Source organism: [Phormidium] sp. LEGE 05292, assembly GCF_015207735.1.
In the GTDB taxonomy this organism is placed as follows: domain Bacteria; phylum Cyanobacteriota; class Cyanobacteriia; order Cyanobacteriales; family Aerosakkonemataceae; genus Floridanema.
On sequence record NZ_JADEWG010000087.1, the window covers coordinates 20485 to 27106 of the forward strand.

General features: G+C 41.1%; 3 protein-coding genes. 1 reads left to right on the plus strand and 2 read right to left on the minus strand.

The window, feature by feature from the left end:
• Positions 1-341: 341 nt before the first annotated feature.
• Both IQ264_RS21320 and IQ264_RS21325 read right to left on the minus strand, forming a co-directional pair.
• The gene (locus IQ264_RS21320) at positions 342-1205 is read right to left on the minus strand and encodes a DUF6671 family protein (RefSeq protein ID WP_193982815.1); all 864 of its coding nucleotides are present in this window, start codon (positions 1203-1205) and stop codon (positions 342-344) included.
• Between the two features lie 54 nt (positions 1206-1259).
• Complete coding sequence (locus tag IQ264_RS21325) at positions 1260-5861, minus strand: PAS domain S-box protein (protein ID WP_193982816.1); 4602 nt, start codon at positions 5859-5861, stop codon at positions 1260-1262.
• Positions 5862-6123: 262 nt separating this feature from the next.
• Here IQ264_RS21325 and IQ264_RS21330 point away from each other — a divergent pair, with 262 nt between their 5' ends.
• A complete protein-coding gene (locus IQ264_RS21330; RefSeq protein ID WP_193982817.1) occupies positions 6124-6540 on the plus strand; it encodes a thiol-disulfide oxidoreductase DCC family protein in 417 nt (138 codons plus the stop codon).
• The last annotated feature ends 82 nt before the right edge of the window (positions 6541-6622 follow it).

Genomic DNA, 6622 nt, shown 5'->3' on the forward strand with positions numbered 1-6622 from the left:
TAATATTGTGTTCAGTTGGATCAGTATTGCATGGTAAGGGCGGGTTTTGTTCAGGCTATTAACTCAAGTTGCTAGTTACAAGTTTGGCTCTTTCTTAGCCCCCCTTTTGATCCCCCCTCCGCCCCCCTTAAAAAGGGGGGAACCAGCGGAAGCTTCGCTATTAACATCACGGGGGGTTGGGGGGATCAAAACCTAGTAATCACAGCCTTAGATCCCCCCTAACCCCCCTTACTCAAGGGGGGAACTCCAAAAAAATTAATAACTAGCAACTTGCGTTATTATTGTTGTCTAAACCCGCCCCTACCCCATTTTTAGCAAACATTTGTGTTAACGATATCACTCTAAGGATTACAGTACATACATTGTGATGGATCGACTTGTTTAATGCCATCAGGAAATAGAATCTGTTTTTGAAAACCGCATTTTCGGCATTGATAAATATTAGCTAAAGTTAACTGAGTCGGCATATTGCACAAAGCACAAGGTAAACCTGGTTTTCTATCAGTTATACTAAAACCAGGAAAATCACAATTAGGACAAAGGCTATTAAGTTTTTCTACTAAATTAAGAGTAGCTTTGGCAATATTTTTCATCCTTGTTGGATTATAAAGCGCCCGCATATCTGTTTCCAAATGCACTTTACCATTTGCTGATTTTTTCAAAAATAAACTCACAGCTTCTTCCAGCTTTTCTTGTGCGGTAATTCCTTTAATTACCTGGCTACTATCCTTGGGATTTTCTTCAAACATGACAACTAAACCATGTTCAGGAAATCCAACTTTTTGGGCAAATGCAAAAGCCTCTTCTACACTTTTAACGACTTGATGAGTGTGGTTAGTTTCTGTAGAAAATTCTTCACCAATAATCTCTATGTTATGTTTTTTATCTAATAACATGACTATTTCTCGATTACAAGACAAATATGGTACAAAAGGATGAGGGCCAAAAGTGCCTTCGCTGGCAATTGCTAAAGTTTCACCTGTGATATTTAATGCTTGTTCGGCTTTAAATTTAGCTGCTTCAATTTGAGTTCCTCGTCGTTTGATTTCTCTGGTAAATGTGCCGAATTTATCAGTATCAAAGTTTGATGGTACTATAACCTCAACTCCCAATTCTCTTTCTAAAATTGGTGAGATTACCTGTTCTTTTTTGTGCATGGTAGCTATTACAGCTGTGCGATCGACAAACAAAGCTCTACTCTTCATATTTTTGCGTATTATTTAACCTAGATTTAAAATCCCAACATAGCGGAACCTTACTCAAAACTCAAAACTTTCCTTCTGCGTACTGGGATGACGATCGACAATGTGAGCGATCGCCATAGTTAATTCTGTAGGATCGACTGGTTTGCGGATGTGGCGATTAAAACCTGCGGAAATGGCTTTATTGGAGTCTTCAGCACTAGCATAAGCAGTTAAGGCGATCGCCGGAATTTTTCCCCCTGCTTCTGGCGGTAGCTGTCTAATTTGGCGGATTAATGAATAACCATCGCCTTCAGGCATCCCAATATCGCTGACTATGATATCTAGAGGTGATTTTTGTAATACTGTCGTAAATGCTTCTTGAGCCGATCCTACAGCCGTTACTTTGGCTCCCCGATCTTCTAAAATTACACTGATTAAATCGCGGGCATCTGATTCGTCATCAACTACTAACACTCTTAAGTCTTTAAGTAAAGCATCAGAACTCAATGGGAAACTACCTTCTCCTCTACCTGCTTGCTCTTGGGCGCTGCTACTCTCTACCACCAGTGGCAGCTTAACCGTGAAAGTCGATCCCTGTGCGGCTCCCAAACTAAAAACCTCGACTGTACCGCCGTGTAATTCTACTAAGTGACGGACAATTGCCAATCCTAATCCTAACCCGCCGTGCGATCGCGTAATCGAGCCATCTGCTTGCCGGAAGCGATCGAACACAAATGGCAAAAACTCTGAGTTGATACCAATACCTGTATCAGTGATTTGAATTTGAGCAAAGCGGCAATTGAAAATAGGGCATGAGCAATATTTTTCCGGTTCGGCTGTTTCCCCAAAAGAAGGGGTTAGGGGTTGGGGAAGTTCTTCCCTATCACCTAACCCCTGACCCCTATCATCTAATTTCTCCCCTTCCTTCCCCATCACCGCTGATAATCGTATCGTTACGCACCCACCATTCGGCGTAAATTTGATGGCGTTAGAAAGTAAGTTCCAGATAATTTGCTGTAAGCGACTGCTATCGCCCATCACCTTGAGAGAGTTTGCCTGCAACGGTTCTAGTACAATCTGAATATCTTTTACGGTTGCGGTTGGCTTGATTGTCTCGATCGCCTGTTCAAATACAGGTAACAATTCAAGTGGTTGGAGAGAGAAGCGGACTTTACCGCGAATAATCCGCGATACATCCAAAATATCCTCAATTAGTTGATTGAGCGTTTTGGTATTGCGCTCGATCGTTTCTAAAGCGCGGGCAGTTGTCGTTTCATTTAACTTGCGAGTTCGCAGCATCGTTGTCCACCCCAGCATGGCATTCATCGGGGTACGCAGTTCGTGAGAAAGGGTAGCCAAAAACTCATCCTTGAGACGACTGGCTGATTCTGCTTCTGTGCGTGCGGTTTGTTCCCGGCGCAACAGTTGTTCTCGTTCTGCTTGGTATTGCTTCTGGGCGTGGATATCGGTAGCAGTTCCGTACCATTTAATTACGCACCCTTGCTCATCCTTAACTGGTATTCCGCGACTCAGATACCAGCGAAACTCGCCATTAACTCTTTTAATTCTGTGTTCGCATTCGTAGATTTCACCTGTTTCCACTGCTTGCTGCCAAGCTTCTACGGTGCGCTGTTCGTCATCTGGATACAATACTGGTTGCCATTCCCAAGTTCCATCTGCTTGTTGAGAAAAGCCACTAAATTCATACACCCGCTGATTGTAATAATCTACTGTGCCATCTGGGTTAGCAGTCCAGACAATTTGGGGCATGGAGTCAGCGAGGTTGCGGAAACTTTGTTCGCTTTGGCGCAGGGCATTTTCTGCTTGCTGGCGTTCAGTTAGATCGACAATCATACAAATCGCTGCCTCTTCGTTGCCCTCCAACTTAGCTGCGGCTATTAAAACAGGAATGCGATCGCCATTTTTATGCAAGTATTCTTTTTCAAATGAAACTTTACCCGTTTGTTGAAGTTTCTGCCATTTTTGCTCGTCTAGGGGGAGATATTCAGATGGGCTAATACTGCGCCAGTTAACTTCACCAGCATCAAGATCTGATTTTGTATATCCAAGCATTTGCAGAAAAGCATCATTAGCTTCGACAATCTTACCAGTGTAGTTAGCAACAATAATACCAACAACATTTGCATCAGCTAATCGCATAAATTTTGATTCACTAAGCCGCAATGCTATTTCTGCTTGTTTGTGCTCGGAGATGTCTTGAAAGTAAACTGTTAGCGCATCGGCAGATGGATAAAGGCGCACGTCCAACCATTTATTTAGGAACGGGTTAAACTCTTCGTATTTAATGGTTATTTGCTCGTGTACTACCTGATAACAATATCTGTAGCCTGGTAAACTGACTGCTTGGGGAAATACTTCCCAAACATTATTACCAAGTAGATCGCTCTTTTGTTTGCCTAAAATCTCCTCAGCTTTTGAGTTGACATAAGTGTAGCGCCAATCTTTATCTATGCTGACAAAACCATCAGTAATACTGTTTAAAATGTTAGTAATTTCTCGATTTTTTGTCGCTAAGTTTTCTTCAAATCGTTTGCGATCGCTAATATCTTCCAGCACCCGGAGCAAATATTTTGGTTCACCATTGGCTTCTCTCACTACCGAGACGGTTAAATTTCCCCAAACTATCGAACCATCTTTGCGAATGTAGCGTTTTTCCATTGAAAAGGATTTAATTTCATTTGCCACCATCCGCCGAGTATTTTCTAAATCTGTTGCTATATCTTCGGCATAAGTTATATCTGCTATTGATAAATTCATTAGTTCTGTTTGAGAATAACCGAGAATATCGCACAATTTCTGATTAACTAGTAGATATTTTCCATCTAGGTTTGCATGGGCAATACCTACGGCTACTTGATCGAAGGTAGCGCGGAATTTTTCTTCACTTTCGCGTAAGTTGGCTTCTATTTTAATCCGTTCTTGAATTTCCGCTTCTAAGGCTTGAGTACGTTCAGTTACTTTTTGTTCTAGTTCCTGATTTAAGTTATGAATTTGTGCTTCAGTACGAATGCGATCGCTCACATTGCGGACAATTTGTGAAGCCCCAATTAACTGATTATTTGCATCTTTAATTTCATTAAAGTTAATCTCGTAATAATTGCGCTCTAAGTTGGGGTCGCCAAAATCTTCAATAATGGTATAGTTATCTCCCTGCAACGCTCTACCCCAAATTTCTCTAACTTTTGCTTGCTCAATAGGCAAGTGCGCCACAGCATCTAATATACTCATTCCTAATTCAGGTTCTCGACCAAAAACTTTGGTAAATTCCTGTTTATAAGCACTATTAAAAGCAGTAAATCTAAATTCCAAATTTAACGCCCCAATTATATCGTTAGTGCCTTCAATAATTCCGTTGAGAAGATTTAAGGTTAACTGAGCCTCGTTTTTAGCTTGCTCTAATTGGGCGGTGCGTTCCTGTACTCGCCGCTCTAAAATGGTGTTCAGATTAGCAAGTTGTTCTTGTGCTTGTTTGCGTTCGGTAATATCTAAAAAAGCGACAACTCCAGCTTCAATTTCTCCTTGTCCATTGTACAGAGGTGTGGAATTAGCCAAAATTGTGCCACAAGTACCATCACCACGCTGGATATAAATTTCTTCATCTTTAACTACTTCACCACGAGTAATTGTCCGTGCTAAAACTGTTTCTTGGGGCTGATATAGTCGTCCATCTGGGTGAAAGGTTTTATATTTTTGGTATTGCTCGATATTTTCCGCAGGAATGAAGGAATGACGTAAGATTTTCTCCATTTCTTGATTGCCGAAAATCAACTTACCTGTAACAGCTTCCGCCATCACTACACCAACAGGCATTTGTTCTAGGATGGTTTCTAAGCGCGATCGTTCTAGTTGTAATTCCGTAATTAAGCGATCGCGTTCAGCTTCGTATTCCCTAATTGCGGTCACGTCGCGAGTAACATTGGAAAAGCCTTTCAGATTCCCCGCATCATCTCTTAAAGTTGTCAATAGCACATTTGCCCAAAAACGCGAACCATCCTTACGAATATGCCAACCCTCAGTTTCTACTCTGTCCGTAGTTGCGGCTGTTTTTAATGCTGATTCTAGTATTCCTTGCTCAACATCTTCCTGTGGATAGAAGCGCGAAAAATGATGCCCAATAATCTCATCCGATCGATGTCCTTTCAGGCGTTCTGCTCCCTTGTTCCAACTAACAACAAAGCCATCAGGGTCAAGCATAAAAATGGCGTAATCTTGTACAACATCAACTAACAAGCGATAAAATTCTTCACTTTCGCTGAGAGTTTCTTGACTTAACTGAAGTCGCTGTGTTGTTGACTGTAGTTTTGAAACAATATGCGAAATCAGTAATCCCTCGCTGATAAATATTCCTAGCCGTACCATCTGCTCGAAACTGTCAGCCTGTAGCGCATGAGTTGGGTTTAAGAATAAGTAGTTGCTGGCTAAAGCAGATAACATTGTTGCCAGTATACCTCCCTGCCTACCGCCGTACAAGCTACTAAACATTACTGCCGCAAAATAAACCAAAAACGGGCTTTTTACTCCAAAAATCGAGTTAAGTAACAGTCTGATGATGGTGGCGATCGCTACTGCTAAAATGGCGATCGCATAACCACTCTGCCACCAAGTTTTGTTTTTTTCTCTAAATTTTTCTCCTAATGCCAATATAAAACTATACATATAATCATGGCTCTAAAACTAAATTACCTAACATATTAATGCTAAATTACTGAATCTGATTGAGTATTTATTCTCACGTTCTTTTAGTAATTTATCGTTAGCTACCAAGACAAGGAGTTGAAGCAAAATACCCTGAGAGCATACCAGGAGAACTATTGTTATTAGTTGCGAAACTCAACAAGAATAGTTAAATTAGTATCTAAAATTTTGTTAATCTAAGAAGAGCAAGTTAATTACTTTTGATAAACACCTAGTTAATTTAATGAGTTACTACGTAATTTACGACGGCAATTGTAATCTTTGTGTAACTTTGGTAAAAGTTTTGGAAAACCTAGATCGGGGTCAACTTTTTCGCTACAGTCCAATGCAGGATTTAGAAACATTGAGTCAGTTTGGCATTACTTCCCAAGATTGTGAAATGGGGATGATTTTAATAGATGCTGATGCACCAGAAAGACGCTGGCAAGGAAGTGATGCAGCGGAAGAAATTGGACGTTTGTTACCTGTGGGAAATAGTTTTGTAGCAACCTATCGGGCGTTACCAGGAGTGAAGTGGGTAGGCGATCGCATTTACGAACAAGTGCGCGACAATCGCTATACTATTTTCGGCAAACGTGATACCACTTATCAATCTGGATATCCGATCGGTTGTCGAGCAAAAGCAGAAGGCAAGTTTTGAGTTTTGAGTTTTGAGTTAGGAAAGGCAGAAGGCAGAAGTTAAAATTCTCAAGAGTCCCCTTGTCCCCTTGTCCCCTTGTCCC

Coding starts and splice junctions, on each gene's coding strand:
- IQ264_RS21325 (WP_193982816.1), bottom strand. CDS start 5,861: ATGTATAGTTTTATATTGGCATTAGGAGAAAAATTTAGAGAAAAAAAC.
- IQ264_RS21320 (WP_193982815.1), bottom strand. CDS start 1,205: ATGAAGAGTAGAGCTTTGTTTGTCGATCGCACAGCTGTAATAGCTACC.
- IQ264_RS21330 (WP_193982817.1), top strand. CDS start 6,124: ATGAGTTACTACGTAATTTACGACGGCAATTGTAATCTTTGTGTAACT.